Annotated in this window: 17 protein-coding genes; 11 read left to right on the top strand and 6 right to left on the bottom strand. The window is 68.1% G+C overall.

All coding sequences use genetic code 11. The features are described from left to right. Positions 1 to 182: 182 nt before the first annotated feature. The gene (gene glpX, locus ASE67_RS04225) at positions 183 to 1,142 is read right to left on the bottom strand and encodes a class II fructose-bisphosphatase (protein ID WP_055757163.1); all 960 of its coding nucleotides are present in this window, start codon (positions 1,140 to 1,142) and stop codon (positions 183 to 185) included. A 111-nt stretch (positions 1,143 to 1,253) separates the two neighbouring features. Here glpX and ASE67_RS04220 point away from each other — a divergent pair, with 111 nt between their 5' ends. After that, entirely contained in the window at positions 1,254 to 1,613 is a 360-nt protein-coding gene (locus ASE67_RS04220; protein ID WP_055757161.1) for a hypothetical protein, read from the top strand. Between the two features lie 57 nt (positions 1,614 to 1,670). Further along, positions 1,671 to 1,937, top strand: coding sequence for a hypothetical protein (locus ASE67_RS04215; RefSeq protein WP_055757159.1), 267 nt, complete (start codon positions 1,671 to 1,673; stop codon positions 1,935 to 1,937). A 27-nt stretch (positions 1,938 to 1,964) separates the two neighbouring features. Here the strand turns inward: ASE67_RS04215 and ASE67_RS04210 are convergent, their stop codons facing one another. Further along, positions 1,965 to 2,480 carry a YciE/YciF ferroxidase family protein gene (locus ASE67_RS04210; RefSeq protein WP_055757157.1) on the bottom strand — a complete coding sequence of 172 codons (516 nt, stop codon included), beginning with the start codon at positions 2,478 to 2,480 and terminating at the stop codon, positions 1,965 to 1,967. A gap of 71 nt (positions 2,481 to 2,551) precedes the next feature. After that, positions 2,552 to 3,334, bottom strand: a complete 783-nt coding sequence (gene hisN, locus ASE67_RS04205) for a histidinol-phosphatase (protein ID WP_055757154.1) — start codon at positions 3,332 to 3,334, stop codon at positions 2,552 to 2,554. 97 nt (positions 3,335 to 3,431) lie between these two features. Here hisN and ASE67_RS04200 point away from each other — a divergent pair, with 97 nt between their 5' ends. The 3 genes from ASE67_RS04200 (at position 3,432) to ASE67_RS04190 (ending at position 6,288) form a co-directional block, all read left to right on the top strand. Beyond that, positions 3,432 to 4,439 carry a phospholipase A gene (locus ASE67_RS04200; RefSeq protein ID WP_055757153.1) on the top strand — a complete coding sequence of 336 codons (1,008 nt, stop codon included), beginning with the start codon at positions 3,432 to 3,434 and terminating at the stop codon, positions 4,437 to 4,439. 69 nt (positions 4,440 to 4,508) lie between these two features. Further along, positions 4,509 to 5,060, top strand: a complete 552-nt coding sequence (locus ASE67_RS04195; protein WP_055757151.1) for a peroxiredoxin — start codon at positions 4,509 to 4,511, stop codon at positions 5,058 to 5,060. A gap of 136 nt (positions 5,061 to 5,196) precedes the next feature. Further along, entirely contained in the window at positions 5,197 to 6,288 is a 1,092-nt protein-coding gene (locus ASE67_RS04190) for a GGDEF domain-containing protein (protein ID WP_055757148.1), read from the top strand. Between the two features lie 9 nt (positions 6,289 to 6,297). Here the strand turns inward: ASE67_RS04190 and ASE67_RS04185 are convergent, their stop codons facing one another. Then, entirely contained in the window at positions 6,298 to 7,926 is a 1,629-nt protein-coding gene (locus ASE67_RS04185; RefSeq protein WP_055757146.1) for an NAD(P)/FAD-dependent oxidoreductase, read from the bottom strand. A gap of 126 nt (positions 7,927 to 8,052) precedes the next feature. Here ASE67_RS04185 and ASE67_RS04180 point away from each other — a divergent pair, with 126 nt between their 5' ends. Both ASE67_RS04180 and ASE67_RS04175 read left to right on the top strand, forming a co-directional pair. Further along, positions 8,053 to 10,464 (top strand): DUF3772 domain-containing protein, encoded by a 2,412-nt coding sequence (locus ASE67_RS04180; RefSeq protein WP_055757144.1) that lies wholly within the window; start codon positions 8,053 to 8,055, stop codon positions 10,462 to 10,464. Then, positions 10,461 to 11,213 (top strand): dienelactone hydrolase family protein, encoded by a 753-nt coding sequence (locus tag ASE67_RS04175; RefSeq protein WP_055757143.1) that lies wholly within the window; start codon positions 10,461 to 10,463, stop codon positions 11,211 to 11,213. The genes ASE67_RS04180 and ASE67_RS04175 overlap by 4 nt, the downstream gene beginning before the upstream one ends. A 58-nt stretch (positions 11,214 to 11,271) precedes the next feature. Here the strand turns inward: ASE67_RS04175 and ASE67_RS04170 are convergent, their stop codons facing one another. Both ASE67_RS04170 and ASE67_RS04165 read right to left on the bottom strand, forming a co-directional pair. Continuing rightward, positions 11,272 to 11,694 (bottom strand): CoA-binding protein, encoded by a 423-nt coding sequence (locus ASE67_RS04170; RefSeq protein ID WP_055757140.1) that lies wholly within the window; start codon positions 11,692 to 11,694, stop codon positions 11,272 to 11,274. Between the two features lies 1 nt (position 11,695). Next, positions 11,696 to 12,667, bottom strand: coding sequence for an Mrp/NBP35 family ATP-binding protein (locus ASE67_RS04165; protein ID WP_082456948.1), 972 nt, complete (start codon positions 12,665 to 12,667; stop codon positions 11,696 to 11,698). Positions 12,668 to 12,784: 117 nt separating this feature from the next. Between ASE67_RS04165 and hflK the strand changes: the two genes are divergently transcribed. From hflK to ASE67_RS04145, 4 genes are all read left to right on the top strand, one after another. Beyond that, positions 12,785 to 13,891 (top strand): protease modulator HflK, encoded by a 1,107-nt coding sequence (gene hflK / locus ASE67_RS04160; RefSeq protein ID WP_055757138.1) that lies wholly within the window; start codon positions 12,785 to 12,787, stop codon positions 13,889 to 13,891. After that, complete coding sequence (gene hflC / locus ASE67_RS04155; RefSeq protein ID WP_055757136.1) at positions 13,888 to 14,757, top strand: protease modulator HflC; 870 nt, start codon at positions 13,888 to 13,890, stop codon at positions 14,755 to 14,757. The genes hflK and hflC overlap by 4 nt, the downstream gene beginning before the upstream one ends. A gap of 93 nt (positions 14,758 to 14,850) precedes the next feature. Next, positions 14,851 to 16,383: a Do family serine endopeptidase gene (locus tag ASE67_RS04150; RefSeq protein WP_055757134.1), complete on the top strand. Its 1,533-nt coding sequence runs from the start codon at positions 14,851 to 14,853 to the stop codon at positions 16,381 to 16,383. Positions 16,384 to 16,495: 112 nt separating this feature from the next. After that, on the top strand, positions 16,496 to 18,163 hold the full coding sequence (locus ASE67_RS04145) for a helicase HerA-like domain-containing protein (protein ID WP_055757133.1): 1,668 nt from the start codon (positions 16,496 to 16,498) through the stop codon (positions 18,161 to 18,163). Positions 18,164 to 18,166 lie beyond the last annotated feature (3 nt).

The following is an 18,166-nucleotide window of genomic DNA, read 5'->3' as shown; positions in this document are numbered from 1 at the left end:
GTTGGGGCATGGGGGTAGGGCCGGCGCATTGAACGCGGCGTGAACCCCTGCGGTTGCGCCAGCCGGCCGTGCGGACGCGCGTACCCCCGCGCAGGCGGGGGTCCAGAGCCAACAACGCGGCGTTGCGCGTGGCACCCTGGACCCCCGCCTGCGCGGGGGTACGGTATCAGCAAATCGCGCCGTTACAGCCGATGCTCGCCCTTCACCCAGCGTACCGTGCCCGAGCTGGCGCGCATCACCACGCTTTCGGTGGTCATCTTGCCCGGCATCCGCTTGACGCCGGCCAGCAGCGACCCGTCGGTCACCCCGGTCGCGGCAAAGATGCAGTCGCCGCGCGCCAGCTCGGTCAGGTCGTACTGCTTGTCGAGGTCGGTGACGCCCCACTTGGCCGCCCGGGCGCGTTCGTCGTCGTTGCGGAACACCAGCCGCCCCTTGAACTGCCCGCCGGTGCAGCGCAGCGCCGCGGCGGCCAGCACGCCCTCCGGTGCGCCGCCCTGGCCCATATACAGGTCGATGGTGGTGTCGGGATCGCTGGTCGCGATCACGCCGGCCACGTCGCCGTCGCCGATCAGCATCACGCCGCACCCGACCGCGCGCAGCTCGGCGATCATCGCCTCGTGGCGGGGGCGGTTCAGGACGCAGACGATGATGTCATGCGGATCGACGCCCTTGGCCGCTGCCACCGCCTTGACGTTCTCGGTCGGCGACTTGTCGAGGTCGATCGTGCCGGCGGGATAGCCCGGCCCGCACGCGATCTTGTCCATATAGACGTCGGGCGCGTTCAGCAGGCCGCCCTTTTCGGCGATGGCGAGCACCGCAAGGCTGTTCGGACCGGCGGTGGCGCAGATCGTGGTGCCCTCCAGCGGGTCGAGCGCGATGTCGATCTCGGGACCTTTGCCCAGACCCACCTTTTCACCGATGAACAGCATCGGCGCCTCGTCGCGCTCGCCCTCGCCGATCACGACGGTGCCGTCCATGTAGAGTTCGTTCAGCGCGGCGCGCATTGCTTCGACGGCGGCGGCGTCGGCGGCCTTTTCGTCGCCCCGCCCGACCAGCGTCGACGCGGCGATCGCCGCGGCTTCGGTGACCCGCACCATTTCGAGGACGAGGACGCGATCGAGGGTGTTGCTGACAGGCTGCATTGGACGAAGCTCCGGCCGTTAAACGTATTAAACACGGCGATAGGCGACCTGCCCTTGTCGGGCAAGCCATGTTGTGGATAACCCGGTATAACGGCTGCGAAAGGCACGGGCATGACGGCGTGGATGTTGTTGGCAGCGATGGCGCAGGACGGCGGCGCGGCATCGGTGATGATCGCCCGCGCCCGGTCGCTGACGCAAATCGTCCAGCCATGTCGCACCGATGCGGAGGCGGACGAGATCGTGGTATGCGCCGCGCGCACCGCCGACCGCTTCCGCGTCCCGCTGACCACGCCACCGGCGGAGGGCGATCCAAAGGTGGTCGATGCGCTGGGTGAGCGCGAACGACTGCTGGCGGTGCCGCAACCGGCGTGCGGAACGTCGGCATTCCTGCAAGGCTGCGGCTTTGCCGGGGTAACCGCATCGACCCGTAGGGGCGGCAGCATCGGTCGGGCGCGGCCCTTGGCGAAGTAGCAACCAAAGGCGGGGCAAGGCGTTCGGAACGAACGATCTTTTAGGGGGAATGCGCCGATGTCGATACTATTGCTGCTGGTCATGGCACAGGCGGCGCCGGCGTCGGCCAAGCTCGGTATCACCGATCCGGTCAATTGCGTCGTCACTCCGCGCGCGCTGGGGTGCCCCGAACGCAAGAACGACCGCTATCGACTCGATGACGACACCCCCGTCTTCGACCGCAAGGCGGATGGATTGCGGCAGGGTACGCCCCGTTGCGGGCTGATGGGCATGCCGGTCTGTCCCAGCAACGGGCGACCGATCCTGACCAGTCGCCCGCAATAAGGGCGGGTCGGCAACCCCGCCCCTGCCTCAGACGTCGGCCAGTTCGGCCTGCGCATTGACCTTGTGCTCGGCCATCGTCGTCAGCTTTTCGTCGGTGGCGCGTTCCTCGGCCAGCGTTTCGGCGAGCAATGCCGCGATATCCTCGCGGCCCAGTTGCCGTGCCCATGCGATCAGCGTGCCGTAGCGGGTGATCTCGTAATGCTCCACCGCCTGGGCCGACGCGATCAGCGCGGCGTCGAGCACCTTCTTGTCGGCGATCTCGCCCGCGACCTCGTTCGCTTCCTTGATGATGCCGTCGATCGCGGGACAGGTAACCGCCTTCTTGGCCGCGCCATGGAGCTGGAACACCTGTTCCAGCCGGCGGATCTGCCCTTCGGTCTCACCCAGATGCCGTTCGAACCCGGCCTTCAGTTCGGGATCGGTCGCCTTCGCCACCATCTTCGGCAGCGCCTTCAGAATCTGGTTCTCGGCGTAATAGATATCCTGCAGCTGGTGGACGAACAGGTCGTCCAGCGTCGCAATATCCTTTGAAAACAATCCCATGTCATATTCCTTCGCTCACCGGGTCGTGCATCCTCAACGATGCGCGCCCGGCCCGGTTGCGAAGAAAAGGATCAGTGACCGCGACAGGCGAGCAGGTCGACGACATCCTCCAGCCGCGCGGCATCGCCCAGCGCAATGACCTCGCCGATGCTGCCGGCATGGAGCGGATCGCCCGACCAGTCGCTCATCGTGCCGCCCGCGCCCTCGACGACGGGCACCAGCGCGGCGAAATCGTGCAGCTTCAGCCCCGCCTCGACCACCAGGTCGATATGGCCCGACGCCAGCGTGCCGTAGGAATAGCAGTCGCCGCCCAGCACCGTCGACCGCACCTTCGCCTCGACATGCTCGAACCCGTGGAGCTGGCCGTCGTCGAACAGCGCCGGGCTGGTCGTCGCCAGCAGTGCATCGGCCAGGGTGCGGCAGCGGCGGGTCTGTGCCGGTTGCCCGTTGAAGGTGGTGCCGCGCCCGACCGCGCCGATCCAGCGTTCGCCGATGATCGGCTGGTCGATGATGCCCAGCACCGGCCAGCCATCCTCGACCAGCGCGATCAACGTGCCAAAGATCGGCCGCCCGGCGATGAACGAGCGGGTGCCGTCGATCGGGTCGAGCACCCACACGCGCCCGCTGCTCCCCTCCGCCACGCCATATTCCTCGCCCTGGATGCCGTCCGACGGGCGTTCGCGTTCGATGATCGCACGCATCGCCGCCTCCGCCTCGCGATCGGCCAGGGTGACGGGGGAGGCGTCGTCCTTGATCTCCAGCCCGTAATTGCTGCGGAAGCGCGGGCGGATCGCGGCGCCGGCGGCATCGGCCAACTGGGCGGCAAGGGTCAGGTCGGCGGCGGTGACGGGCATGGGGAGCCTTTATATTGCGAACCGCCAGATAGGCGGGGGAGCCACCAAAGCGCAAACGATGCTCGCGGTTGTCGCAAATGCCTGTCACATCAGGCGCATGATCGTCCTCGCCCTGCTCGCCGCCGCCGCCCAACCGCAACTGCGCATCGTCGCCGAACCGCTCGCCTCGGTCGCGGCGGCGGAAGGGGGCGTGACCGTCTTCGCGCTGAACGAGGGGGCAAGCGAGGCGGAGGCGGTGCCGGCGGCGATGGAGATCGTCACCGCCGATCAGGTACCGCTCAAGATCGTGCCGGTCGATGCGGTACCGCTGCGAGTCGCACCAGGCAGTTTCCGCGCGCTTCGCTACCGCATCGCGCCCATGCAGGTCGCCGCGCCGCCAACGCCGCCAACACCGACGCCGGTCATGGCGTCGGGCGAAACCGTGGTGCCGACCGGGCAGGGGCAGGTATCGGGCCTGCTCGCCCGGTTCGAACCGCATGCGCCGATCTATGGTGCGTTCGGGCTAGGGTCGGACGGGGCGAAGCTGCAGGTCAGCCTCGCCTTTCGCCCGTTCGACGGGGCGGGCGCGCTGGACGGGGTGCGCCTTGCCTGGACGCAGACCATGTTCTGGGCGATCGACCGTCCCTCCGGGCCGTTCCGTTCGACGAACTACAGCCCCGAAGTCTATTATCAGCGGCAGGTCGACGACCGCATCGTCGCGGCGGCGGGCTATGCCCATGATTCGAACGGGCGCGATGCTGGATCGATCGACGTGAACCGCGTCTTCGCCTCGGCCAGCTATGTCCTGCCGATCGGCGGCGACTGGCAGGTCGAGGCGACGCCGAAGCTGTGGACCTATGTCGGCACCGGCTATCGCGATCTCGACCGCTATTGGGGCAACATGTCGCTGGGCGGGGCGATCGGGCAGGTCGATGGGCTGCGCATCGCCGCATCGCTGCGCAATCCGCTGGGCAGCCACCGCGCGGGCGAGCTGTATGTGTCCTACCCGCTGGCGCGCACCGGCATCTATCTCTTCGGACAGGCCTTTGCCGGCTATGGCGAGGCGATCGACGATTATGCACTGCGCAGTTCCAGCGCGCGGCTGGGTGTGTCGTTCACCCGGTGACGCGGGACCGCTGGCGCGGCGCGCGCAAGCTGTTAGGATGACGACAACTTCGCGCAAGGAAACCACTCGATGCGTCTCGCCCTTCTCGCCGCTGCCCTGACCCTGCCGTTCGCCGCACCGCTGTCCGCCGCGCTGGCGCCGGGCGCACGGGCACCCGACTTCACCACCCAGGCGGCGATCGCGGGGAAGGCGTTTACCCTCAACCTGCGCTCACAACTCCGCAAAGGCCCGGTCGTCCTCTATTTCTTCCCGGCGGCATTTACCGGCGGCTGCAATGCCGAGGCCAAGGCGTTTGCCGACGCGGTGGACGATTTCAAGGCGGCCGGCGCGACCGTGATCGGCATGTCGGCCGACGATATCGGGAAATTGCAGGAATTTTCGAAGGCGCATTGCGCCGGCCGTTTCGCGGTGGCGAGCGCAGGACCGCGCGTGATCCAGGGATTCGACGTGGCGCTCAATCGCCCGACCGGTGCCGATGGCAAGGCACGCGCCATGACCACCCGCACCAGCTATGTCATTGGCCGTGACGGAAAGATCGTATTCGTCCATTCCGACATGAACCCGGCCGACCATGTCCGCACCACGCTGGAGGCGGTACGGGGGCTGGCCAAGCGCGGCTGAGCCCATCGGCATCGGCCGTACGCAATCGTGCATGTGCGGTAAATTTCCGGGAAACCCGATCTTAGCAAAGCCGCTCTAGGGTCCGTTCCGAACTTCCCTGCACGATGGGTGCAGGGCACGGACGAAGGGCTCCTGCGTGTATCTGGAAAAAATCGATGGCGGCGGGGAATCGACCGGTCACGGGCTGATCCACGCCGTCCTCGCCTTTCTGGAAGACCAGCGGCTCGACCCGACGCCGCTCAACTACGGCTTTGCCTATCGCATCGTCAGCGAACCGGCCGGTGCGCTGGCGGTCGAGGTGGCGCGGCGCACCGATGGCGGTATCCGCCTGACCGGGCCGGAGGTCGAGCAGCTGGGCAACATGATCGATGCGCTGGCGGCAACGGTCGCGGTGACGCCGGCCGTCGAACCGGCCCCGGTTCCGCCGGGACCCGTCGCTGTGGCGGCTGCCGAGACTGCCGAGGCTGCCGCCCTGGTGACCGAAACGCTGCGCCAGGTCGCCGGGTTCGCGACGATGGTGTCGGAGATGCGCACCGAAACCCGCGATTTCGGCCGCGACCTGGCCGAGCGTGCCGATGCGCTGGAACGTGCCACGCCGGTCGCGAGCGCCGGCACCGCGATCGCCGAGCTCGCGCGGATCACCGCCGCGATGCGCGCACGGGTCGAGATCGCCGAGGCGCGGCTGGAACAGGCGACGCGCGAGGCGAGCGAGCTGCGCGAACAGCTGGCCGCCGCGCATGACGATGCCCGCCGCGACCCGTTGACCGAACTGCCCAATCGCCGCGCGTTCGAAGAGGCGGTGGAAGCGATCACGCAGGGGCCGGTCCATGTCGCGATGTGCGACGTCGACCATTTCAAGGCGATCAACGACCTGCACGGCCACCCGGTCGGCGACCGGGTGCTGCGGGCGATCGGGTCGACGCTGGTCCGCGAATGTCCCGGCCACCTGGTCGCGCGCTATGGCGGCGAGGAATTCGCCGTGCTGATCGCCGGGATCGATGTCGTCGAGGCGGAGGTGCTGCTGCAACGCGCGCGGATCGCCGTCGGCGAACGCCGCTATCGCCTGCGCGAAAGCGACACGCTGATCCACGGCATCACCCTGTCGGCGGGTATGGTCACCATCGCGCCGGGCGAAACGCTGCTGTCCGCGATCGAGCGGGTCGACGCGCTGCTGTACGATGCGAAGCGACAGGGACGGGACCGGTTCGTCCGTCAGGGCGACCGATAGCGGCGGCCCTTACACCCTGCCGGTCATCGCCCGCGCGACGGCCTCGGCGACCTTGATCCCGTCGACCGCCGCCGACAGGATGCCGCCGGCATAGCCCGCGCCTTCGCCCGCCGGGAACAGGTTGGCGGTATTGACGCTCTGAAAATCATCGCCGCGCGTGATCCGTACCGGCGACGAGGTGCGGGTCTCCACGCCGGTCATCACCGCATCGGGATGGTCGTAACCGGGGATCGTCCGCCCGAACGCGACCAGCGCCTCGCGCATCGCGGTGATCGCGAAATCGGGCAGGCATTCGGACAGGTCGGTCAGCGTGACGCCAGGGCGATAGGACGGCAGCACGCTGCGCAGCGCCGTGGAGGGTTGCCCGGCAAGGAAATCGCCGATCAGCTGCGCCGGCGCGCGATACTCGCCACCACCGGCGGCATAGGCGCGCTCTTCCAGCTGCCGCTGGAACGCGATGCCGGCCAGCGGGTGGCCCGGATAGTCGCGCGCCGGATCGATGCCGACCACGATGCCGGAATTGGCATTGCGTTCGTTGCGCGAATACTGGCTCATGCCGTTGGTCGCGACCCGGCCCGGTTCGGAGGTCGCGGCGACGACGGTGCCGCCGGGACACATGCAGAAGCTGTAGACCGTGCGCTGGTTGGTGCAGTGATGCGACAGCGTGTAAGCCGCCGCGCCCAGATCGGGATGGCCGGCGCACGCCCCGAAGCGCGCACGGTCGATCCAGCTTTGCGGATGTTCGATCCGCACCCCGACCGAAAACGGCTTGGCTTCGAGAAAGACGCCGCGATCGTGGAGCATGTGGAAGGTGTCGCGCGCGCTGTGGCCCAGCGCCAGCACCACCGGGGCGTCCGCCGCCAGTGTCTCGCCGGTCGACAGCTTCAACCCCGTCAGCCGCCGGGAGCCATCGGCTTGCGTCTCCAGTTCGATATCGTCGACCCGCTGCGAGAAGCGATATTCCCCGCCCAGTTCCTCGACGGTCGCACGCATCGATTCGACCATGGTGACGAGGCGGAAGGTGCCGATATGCGGGTGCGCCTCGGTCAGGATTTCTTGCGGAGCGCCGGCCTTCACAAATTCGGTCAGCACCTTGCGGCCGAGATGCCGTGGGTCCTTGATCTGGCTCCACAATTTGCCGTCGGAAAAGGTGCCGGCACCCCCTTCGCCGAACTGCACGTTCGATTCGGGGTTCAGCTTGCTGCGACGCCACAGGCCCCAGGTGTCTTGCGTGCGCTGCCGCACCACCTTGCCGCGTTCGAGGATGATCGGACGGAACCCCATCTGGGCGAGGATCAGCCCGGCAAACAGGCCGCAGGGGCCGGCACCCACGACGATCGGGCGCGGCCCGGCATAGTCGGCGGGCATCTTCGCCACGAATCGATAGCCGGTATCCGGCGTCGGCCCGACATTGCGGTCGCGCTTGGTCCGGTTCAGCACCTGCCCTTCGTTCTTCACGGTAACATCGACCGAATAGACGAGCTGGATATCGTCCTTGTCACGCGCGTCATGGGCGCGGCGGGCGACGGTGTAGCGGATCAGGTCGCGCGGCGTGATCCGCAACCGTTCGCGGATCGCGGCGGCCAGAGCCTCCTCGGGATGGTTGAGCGGCAGTTTCAGTTCGGTGATGCGCAGCATCGGGCCATTTAGGGTCTGTTTGGGAATTGGCAAAATGGCCAATTTCAGGCGGCACCGGCCTTGGGCCGAGCCACTTCGCCATGGCGGCGATTGTCCGTCATCGCCGATCGCGATAGGCGAGGGAGCATGATCGGATCGCTGCTCCGCTGCCTGTTGTCGCTGCTGCTGGTCATGGCGGCCGTCCCCGCGATGGCCCAGACCAGCGTTACCCCCGACTATGCGACGTTGCTCGATCGTGCCGCCGACGAACTGGGGCGGGTCGACGGCGCGCTCGACACCCGGCTGGAACCCAGCGACCGGGGCAATCTGCGCAGCCGGGCGCAGGCGGTACGGGCAACGACGCTCGACACCGCGCAGCAGCTGGGCGGCGACATGGCGCGGATCGACGCGCGGCTGGCGCAGTTGGGACCGGCGGCGTCGGGCGAGGACCCGGCGATCGGTGCCGAACGCACCGCGCTCGCCAAGCAGCGGACCACGATCGATTCGGCAACGAAGCGGGCGAAATTGCTGTCGGTCGAGGCACAGCAGCTGGTCGACGAGATTCAGGGGAGCCAGGCGGCCGAGCTGAACCAGAAGCTGTTCGGGCGGGGGGCATCGCCGCTGACGCCTGCCTTCTGGAGCGCGATCCTACGCGCGATGCCGCGCGACCTGCACCGGATCGAACGATTCGCCGCAGCGGAGGTCGATGCGGTGCGCGGCGCGGCATTGGCGCAGGGCTGGCCCGCGCTGCTGGGGTTCGCCATCGCGATCCTGTTGCTGGGACCCGCCCGGCTGGCGGCGGCACGGGTCGGCCAGCAATTGCTGATCGAAGGGGCGCCGGGGCGGCGGGTGCGGCGCTCGGCCAATGCGCTGGGCCGGGTGCTGGTCGGCACGCTCGCCCCGGTGCTGGCGGCGAGTGCGCTGCTGACCGGTGCGCGCTGGGCCGGGCTGGTGGCCGAGCGCTGGGACCCGATGCTCGATATCTGGCTGGGCGCGATCGGGTTCGCCGCCTTTTCCAGTGCGGTGTTGGGCGCGACGCTGATGCGGCGCAGCCCAAGCTGGCGGATCGCCCCGGTCAGCGATGCGGCGGCCACGCGGTTCCGGCCCTATTCGTTCCTGCTGGCCGGGCTGGCGGGTTGCGCCATCGCGCTGGATGCGGCCGACAGTGCGATCGGGACCAGCGCCGCGCTGCGCATGGCGACCCATGCGCTGCTGGCGCTGCTCCACATCCTGCTGATCGCCGGTGCGCTGTTCACGCTCGGCCGGATGCGGGCGGAGGCAGGCGCGGTGGCGGATGGCACGACCGAAGCCCCGGCCAATACCGGGCTGGCGGCGATGGCGCTGGTCGCATGGGGCATCGCGGGCATCGCGCTGCTGGCGCTGGCGGCGGGCTATGTCGGGTTCAGCCTGTTCGTCGGGCAGATGGCGGCGTGGACGCTGGTGCTGGGCGCGGCGGTCTATCTGGTGCTGGCCGCGACCGACGATGTCGCGACATCGGTGTTCGAACGCGACAGCCGGCTGGGGGTGGCGCTGACCCGTGGGCTGGGCCTGCGCGGCGGGACGGTCGACCAGTTCGGAGTGCTGCTGTCGGGCGTGCTGCGCGTGCTGATCGCAGTCATTGCCTTCGCATTGTGGCTGTTGCCGTTCGGCAGCAGCGGCGTGTCCGACGCGCTCAGCCGGATGGGCGACCTGGCGCGCGGGGTACAGGTCGGCGGCGTCACCATCTCGCCCGGCGCGATCCTGCGTAGCGTCGTCGTGCTGGTCATCGGGCTGACGCTGGTGCGCGGGTTCATGCGCTGGCTGGAGGGGCGCTATCTGCCGGCCACCGACCTGGATGGCAGCGGGCGCAATTCGGTCAGCCTGGTCGCGCGTTACGTCGGGATCGCGCTGGCGGTGATCTGGGCGCTCGCCTCGCTCGGCATCGGCGTCGAACGCATCGCGCTGCTGCTCTCCGCGCTGTCGGTCGGCATCGGTTTCGGCCTGCAGGCGATCACGCAGAATTTCGTCTCCGGCCTGATCCTGCTGGCCGAACGCCCGATCAAGATCGGCGACCTGATCCGGGTCGGCACCGATGAGGGCGATGTGAAGCGGATCAGCGTGCGATCGACCGAGATCACGCTGGCCGATCATTCGACGCTGATCGTGCCCAATTCCGAACTCATCACCAAAACGGTGCTGAACAAGACGCTGTCCAGCCCGCTGGGCCGCATCCAGATCCAGTTCTCGGTCCCGATCACCGTCGATGCCGCGGCGGTGCAGCAGCTGGTGCTGGATGCCTTCGCGCGCGAGACGGCGGTGCTGGCCGATCCGGCACCCAATGCGTTCATCGACGCGATCGTCAACGATCGCATCGCGTTCAACTGTTTCGCGCATGTCGAATCGCCGCGTGCCGCCTATCGCGCGCGCAGCAACATCCTGCTCGAGCTGCTGACCCGGTTCCGGGCGGAGGGGATCGAGATGGGCACCGTGCCGCAGAAGCTCGAACTGATCGCGCCGGCCCCGACCGATCCCGTTCCCCCCTTGCCAGTCGATCCCGCCGGGGGCACGGCACGGCCATGATCCTGCTCAGCGACGAATTCGCCGACCTGCCCTGCGCGACCGGCGGCGTGATGCGCACCCATGTCTTTCGCCCGGCGGGCGAGGGGCGGTTTCCGGGCGTCGTGCTCTATTCCGAAATCTATCAGGTGACCGCGCCGATCCGGCGGCTGGCGGCGTTCATCGCCGGCCATGGCTATGTCGTGGCGGTGCCGGAGGTGTATCACGACTATGAAGCGCCTGGCACGGTGCTGGCCTATGACAAGCCGGGCACCGATCGCGGCAACGACCTGAAATTCCTGAAGCCCGTTGCCGGGTTCGATGCCGATGCGGCGCATGTGATCGATTTACTGGCGGCGCATCCGGCCTGTTCGGGGCGGATCGGGGTGGCGGGCGTGTGCCTGGGCGGGCACCTCGCCTATCGCGCCGCGCTGGATCCCCGGGTGTCGGCGGCGGCGTGCTTTTACCCGACCGATATCCATTCGGGCACGCTGGGCGAGGGGCGCTGCGACGACAGCCTGTCGCGAATCGGCGAGATCGGCGCGGAGATGCTGTTCGTGTGGGGGCGGCAGGACCCGCATGTGCCCTATGCCGGGCGAGAGGCGATCCGCACGGCGCTGGAGGCAGCGGGCACGCGCTATGAATGGCATGAGGTGAATGCCCAGCACGCGTTTCTGCGCGATGAGGGACCGCGCTATGATCCGGCGCTGTTCGTGACCGCGACGGGGTGGATGCTGGCGTTGTTCGCGCGGGTGCTGGGCGGGCGGGTTTGAGGGGCGGCTGAGGCAACCATCCCGTTTGTTTCGAACCCAACAGGGGACGTGGGGGAAGCTACCCGACCGCCGGCACGCCCAACCGAGGAATCTCGATCTTCGGACAGCGATCCATCACGACCTGCAACCCCGCCGCTTCCGCGCGGGCAGCGGCGGCTTCGTTCACCACGCCCAGCTGCATCCACACCGCCTTCGCCCCCGCCGCGATCGCCGCGTCTACGACATCGCCGGCGGCGGCTGAGTTGCGGAAGATATCAACGATATCGATTGGCTCCCCAATCTGGTCGAGGTCGCGGAACACGAACTCGCCGTGCAGATGCTCGCCGGTGATCTGCGGATTGACCGGGATCACGCGGTAGCCGCGCTGCTGGAGATAGGCCATCACGCCATACGACGCCCGATCGGGGCGGTCGGACGCGCCGACTAGCGCGATGGTCCGCGCCTCGGTCAAAAGGGTGCGGATACCATCATCGTCGAGCATGTCAGTTCCTTAGCAACCAGTCGCCGACCTGTGCGGCTATGGTCTGGAACGGCTCGGCCTCCGCGCCGTTCCCGGCGGCGGGTGGCGTGCCGGCATCCGATGCGGTGCGGATGTCGATCGTCAGCGGAATGCGGCCGAGGAACGGGATGCCCAGCGCCTGCGACTTCGCTTCCGCGCCGCCCGCGCCGAACGGGTCGGACATGCCCCCGCAATGTGGGCAGCAATAGCCGGCCATATTCTCGACGAGGCCGATGATCGGCACGCCTGCCTTCACAAACAGGTCGATCGCGCGCGTCGCGTCGATCAGCGCCAGATCCTGCGGCGTGGACACGATCACCGCGCCGGCGGGCTTGTGCTTCTGGATCATGGTCAGCTGCACGTCGCCGGTGCCCGGCGGCATGTCGACAACCAGCGTGTCGGCCATCTGCCAATGCGCATCGACCAGCTGGGTCAGCGCACCCGCCGCCATCGGCCCGCGCCACGCGATCGCCTGCCCCCCCGGCACCAGCTGCCCCATCGACAGCAGCGGCACGCCGTGCGGGGTGGCGACCGGCACCAGCTTCTTGTCGTGCGCCTCGGCCTTGATCCCCTCGACGCCCAACAGGCGCGGTTGCGACGGGCCATAGATGTCGGCATCGATCATCCCGACCTTCCGCCCGGCACGGGCCAGCGCGATGGCGAGGTTGGCGGAAAGGGTCGATTTGCCGACGCCCCCCTTGCCGCTGGCGACCGCGATGATGCGCTGCTGCACCCGTTCGCTGGTCTGCGCGACCCGCACGCTGGCGATGCCGGGGGCGGTCATGGCGGTGGCCTTCACATCGGCCTCCAATGCGTCGCGCGCCGCCGGGGGCAGGCCGGTCACGTCGAGGATGATGCTGGCCGTATCGCCGGTCACGCGCACCGTGGCGCGTCCGGCCGCGATGGGGCCAAGCAACGCGTCGAGCGCGGCGGCGGGGGTCGATGCGGAAGCCATAGGCTGCGATGTAGCGTCCGAACGGCGCGTTACCACTGTAAAACGCAGGGAGGCCCCCTATAAAGGAAGGATGCGATGGATCATGGGGCGGCGCGCACGCGCGCAAGGTGCTGCGGAATGAGCGACAAGGGCCCTTGGGGCGGCGGTGGCGATTCCGGTAATGGATCGGGTGGCGGTGGCGGCGACGATGGCCCGCGCAACCCGTGGTCGATGCCGCCCGCCGGCAAGCGCGGCAAGGTCGGCGGCTCCACCTCGCTCGACGATTTCCTGAAACGTGCGCGCACCGGCGGGCCGGGCGGTGGCCCCTCGCTGCCGGCCAATGCCGGCCGGCTGTGGCTGGCGGCGGTCGCGGCGCTGATCCTGGTGTGGATCGCCTTCACCAGCTTCCATTCGATCGGGCCGCAGGAACGCGGCGTCGTGACGATGTTCGGCAAATATACCGGCACGCTCAATCCCGGCATCCAGTTCACGCTGCCCGCCCCGATCATGCGGGTGCAGGTGGAGGATGTGCAGAACACCCGGACGGAGAGCTTTCCGGCGGGCGGTAATCAGGCGAACCTGATGCTGACCGGCGACCAGAATATCGTCGACCTCGCCTATTCGGTGCGCTGGAACATCAAGTCGCCCGAAGATTACGTGTTCGAGATCAAGAACCCCCAGGAAACGGTGCGCGCGGTCGCCGAAAGCGCGATGCGCGCGGCAGTGGCGAGCAAGAACCTGACGCAGGCGATCGGTTCGGGCCGCGGTGAGATCGAGGCCGATGTGCAGACCCGGATGCAGACGCTGCTGGACGAATATCAGTCGGGCGTGCGCGTGCTGGGCGTAAGTATCCAGAAGGCGGCGGCCCCGTCGGAGGTCGACGACGCGTTCAAGGCGGTGACGGCGGCGCAGCAGGAGGCGCAGTCGAACCTGAACACCTCGCGCGGCTATGCGCAGCAGGTGATCGCACGAGCGCAGGGCGACACGACCGAATTCGACAAGCTGTACGAACAATATCGCATGGCGCCCGACGTGACCCGCCGGCGGCTTTATTACGAAACCATGGAGCAGGTGTTGAGCCGCGCCGACAAGACGATCGTCCAGCCCGGCGTCCAGGCCTATCTGCCGCTGCCCGAGGTCCGTCGCCAGCAGCAGGTGACGCCGGAGCCGGAGGCATCCGCCCCGACCCCGCAGGCCCAGTCCACCCAAGCCCAGCCCACGCAGGCGACGGGAGCAGCCCGATGAACCGCGCGCTGCGTAATCCGATGGGCGTCGGCATCGCCCTGCTCGTCCTCGTCATCCTGTTTTTCAGCACGATCGTGATCGTGCCGGAAACGCGGCAGGCGGTGATCCTGCGCTTCCAGCAGCCGGTCGGCATCCTCAACCCCTATCGCGCGGACCAGCCGTTCGGGCGCACCGGGGCCGGGCTGGTCGCGAAGATCCCGTTCTTCGACCGGGTGGTGTGGATCGACAAGCGGGTGCTGGACATCGAGCTGAACAACCAGCCGGTGCTGTCGACCGACCAGCTGCGGCTGGAGGTCGACGCCTTTGCCCGGTTCCGCATCGTCGATCCCTTGCAGGCGGTGATCTCGACCGGTTCGACCGCGAGCACCGAGGAGCGCGTCGCCAACCAGCTCGAACCGTTGCTGTCGTCGGCGCTGCGTGCCGAGCTCGGCCGGCGGACCTTCGCCTCGCTGCTCAGTCCCGAACGCGGCGCGGTAATGGACAATATCCAGAACGCATTGCAGCGCACCGCCCGCCAATATGGCGCGGAGATCGTCGACGTGCGGATCAAGCATGCCGACCTGCCCGATGGCAGCCCGCTGCAATCGGCGCTGACCCGGATGCGGTCGGCCCGCGAACAGGAAGCCGCGACGATCCGTGCCCAAGGGCAGCGCGACGCACAGGTCGTGCGGGCCAATGCCGAGGCGGAAGCCGCGCGCATCTATGCCGCCAGCTTTGGCAAGGACGCCGATTTCTATGCCTTCTGGCGGGCGATGCGATCGTATCGCACGACCTTTGCCGGCGCGCCGGGGCAGAGCGGATCGACGTCGATCATCCTGTCGCCGGACAACGGCTATCTCCGCGAATTCGGTGGTCGGGAACGCTAAGGCGGTCCCGTCCATTCAATCCGCGTTCAGCAAGGCAACGACAGGTTGGCACCCGAAGGGGTCGCGAGCCATATCTGAGAGGACCATCCAATCGTGCGTTACGCCTACGCCATTACATCCGCACTCTTGCTGGGCGGTGCTGCCGCCACCCTGACCCTTAACCCGTCGGACGCACAGACCGCGCAGAACGAACCGGGCGCGATCAACGCCGTGTCGGCTCCGCGCGCTGGCGCGCCGATGAGCTTTGCCGACATGGTGACGCGCCTGTCGCCGGCGGTCGTCAACATTTCGACCACGCAGCGCATCACCGTGCAGCAGCAGGCGAACCCGTTCTCGGGCACGCCGTTCGAACAGTTCTTCGGCGGTCGCGGCGGCGGGGGCGGGGCGACGCCCCGGACGCAGGAGGCGCAGTCGCTCGGGTCGGGGTTCCTGATCTCCAGCGACGGTTATATCGTCACCAACAACCATGTCGTGTCGGCCGGGGCCGAAGGCGCCACGGTCGAATCGATCACGGTGACGCTGGCCGACCAGAAGGAATATAAGGCGAAGCTGGTCGGGCGCGACGAGCTGTCCGACCTTGCGGTCCTGAAGATCGAAGGCGCGACCTTCCCCTTCGTCCGCTTCGGCGATTCGCGTCAGGCACGCGTCGGCGACTGGGTGCTGACCATCGGCAACCCGCTGGGTCAGTCGGGCACGGTGACCGCCGGCATCATCTCCGCGCTGAACCGCGTCGGCCAGGGCCCGTATGACCGCTTCATCCAGACCGATGCCGCGATCAACCGGGGCAATTCGGGCGGCCCGATGTTCGACATGCAGGGCAATGTGATCGGCATCAATTCGCAGATCCTGTCGCCGACCGGCGGCAGCATCGGCATCGGTTTCGCCATTCCGGCGGAACAGGCTAAGCCGATTGTCGACAAGCTGATGAAGGGGCAGTCGGTCTCGCGCGGCTATCTGGGCCTGACGCAGCAGGAGATCAGTGCCGATATCGCCGCTGCGCTGAACATCACGAAGGATCGCGGTGCGCTGGTCAACGGCGTCTCGCCGGGCGAACCGGCGGCGCGCGCGGGCATCCGGCCGGGCGACGTCATCATCGCGGTGAACGGCAAGGAGATCACGCCGCAGCAGTCGCTGACCTATCTGGTCGGCAACGAAGCGCCGGGCAGCCGTGTCACGCTGGACGTGCTGCGCGATGGCAAGCGGCAGCAGATTCCGGTGACGCTTGGCACGCGTCCTTCGAACGACCAACTGGCGGCGCAAAGCCAGCAGTTCGACCCCGACAGCGCGCCGACGACGCCACGCGCCAGCACCAACCTGGCGGCCACCGCCGGCTTGGTCGTCCAGCCGCTGACCCCCGCCATCGCCCGGCAGCTGCGGCTCGATTCGACCATCCGCGGCGTCGTGGTGGCGGACGTTGATCCCAACAGCGATGCTGCGACCAAGGGGCTGCGTCGCGGCATCGTGATCCAGAGCGTCAATCGCCAGACGGTGACGAACGAGGCCGAACTGACCCGCGTGATCCAGCAGGCACGTGCCGGCGGGGCCAAGCAGGTGCTGATGTATGTACAGCTGCCCGGAGAGCCGTTCGCGCGGTTCGTACCGATCGGCATCGACGCTGCGAAGTAACGGTCGGACAGAGGGCGGTGGGACATCCCACCGCCCTTTTTCTTTGTCCGTTGCGGATGATGGACCGAGGCCCGAAACGCGGTAGATATCGTCGGAAGTTGAAGGGCAGGCCATGACCGACATCGAACTCTTTCTGGGCGCGACCGCAGACGGCATCCGTCAGGCGCTGGTCCTGAAACGCGCCAACCGCCACGGGTTGATCGCCGGCGCGACCGGCACCGGCAAGACGGTGACGTTGCAGGGGCTGGCCGAGAATTTCTCCGCCGCCGGGGTGCCGGTGTTCGTGGCCGATGTGAAGGGCGACCTGTCGGGCATCGCCATGGCCGGGAGCGCGACGGCAAAGCCGCATGCCGCCTTTGCCGAACGTGCCGCCGCGATCGGGGATAGCGACTGGCAGTATCGTGACACGCCGGTCGTCTTCTGGGACCTGTTCGGCGAGGCGGGCCATCCGATCCGCGCCACGGTTTCCGAAATGGGGCCGGTGTTGCTCGGCCGGATGCTGAACCTGAACGACGTGCAGGACGGGGTGCTGACCATCGCCTTTCACGTCGCCGACGAGGAAGGGCTGCTCCTCCTCGACCTCGACGATCTTCAGGCGATGCTGGCGCATTGTGCCGAACGGGCCGACGACCTGACCACCCGTTACGGCAATGTTAGCAAGCAATCGGTCGGCGCGATCCAGCGCGCGCTGTTGCAGCTGCGGGGCCAGGGCGGCGACCGCTTCTTCGGCGAACCGGCGCTCGACCTCGCCGACTTCATGCGCGTGGCCGAGGATGGGCGCGGCGTGGTGTCGGTGCTGGCCGCCGACAAGCTGATGGCGTCGCCCCGGCTCTATGCCACCTTCCTGCTGTGGCTGCTGTCCGAACTGTTCGAAACGCTGCCCGAGGTGGGCGACCCCGACAAGCCGAAGCTCGTATTCTTCTTCGACGAAGCGCACCTGCTGTTCGACGATGCGCCCGACGCGCTGGTCGACAAGGTGGAGCAGGTCGTCCGGCTGATCCGGTCGAAGGGCGTCGGCATCTATTTCGTAACGCAGAACCCGATCGACATTCCCGATGCGATCGCCGGGCAGCTGGGCAACCGGGTGCAGCACGCCCTGCGCGCCTTTACGCCCAAGGAAGCCCGCGCGATCAAGGCGGCGGCGGAAACCTTCCGCCCGAACCCCAAGCTGGACGTCGCGCAGGCGATCACCGAGCTGAAGACCGGCGAGGCGTTGGTATCGGTATTGCAGGCCGATGGGTCGCCCAGCCCGGTCGAGCGCGCGCTGATCCGTCCGCCCCGCTCGCGCGTCGGGCCGGTCACCCCGGCCGAACGCGGCGTGCTGATGCAGACCGACGCGGTCGGGGATCGCTACGACACGGCAATCGACCGCGAATCGGCGGCTGAACTGCTGGGTGCCAAGGCGAACGAAGCCGCCGCCGCTGCCGCCGCCAGCAAGGCACAGGCTGCCGCCGACAAGGAAGCGGCGCTGAAGGCCAAGGAAGACGCCCGGCTCGCCAAGGAAGCGGAGCGCCAGCGGATTGCCGAGCAGCGCGTCGCCGACCGCGAGGCGCGTGAGGCGGAGAAGGCGGCGCGTGCTGCCGATCGCGAGGCGGCCAACAACCCGTGGAACCGCGCCACCCAATCGGCGACGCGTTCGGCGGGGTCGGCGGTCGGTCGCATCGTCGTCAACGAAATCGGCAAGCAGGTGTTCGGCACCACCCGCGGCGGTCGCGCCAAGAGCGGCGGGCTGGTCGGGGGGCTGTTGCGCGGCGTCCTGGGCGGACTGTTTCGCGGATAACCC

This window comes from Sphingomonas sp. Leaf23, assembly GCF_001421585.1.
Lineage (GTDB): Bacteria > Pseudomonadota > Alphaproteobacteria > Sphingomonadales > Sphingomonadaceae > Sphingomonas.
The sequence above is the reverse complement of the archived record's forward strand: the minus strand, read 5'-3'. Positions and strand labels throughout refer to the sequence as shown.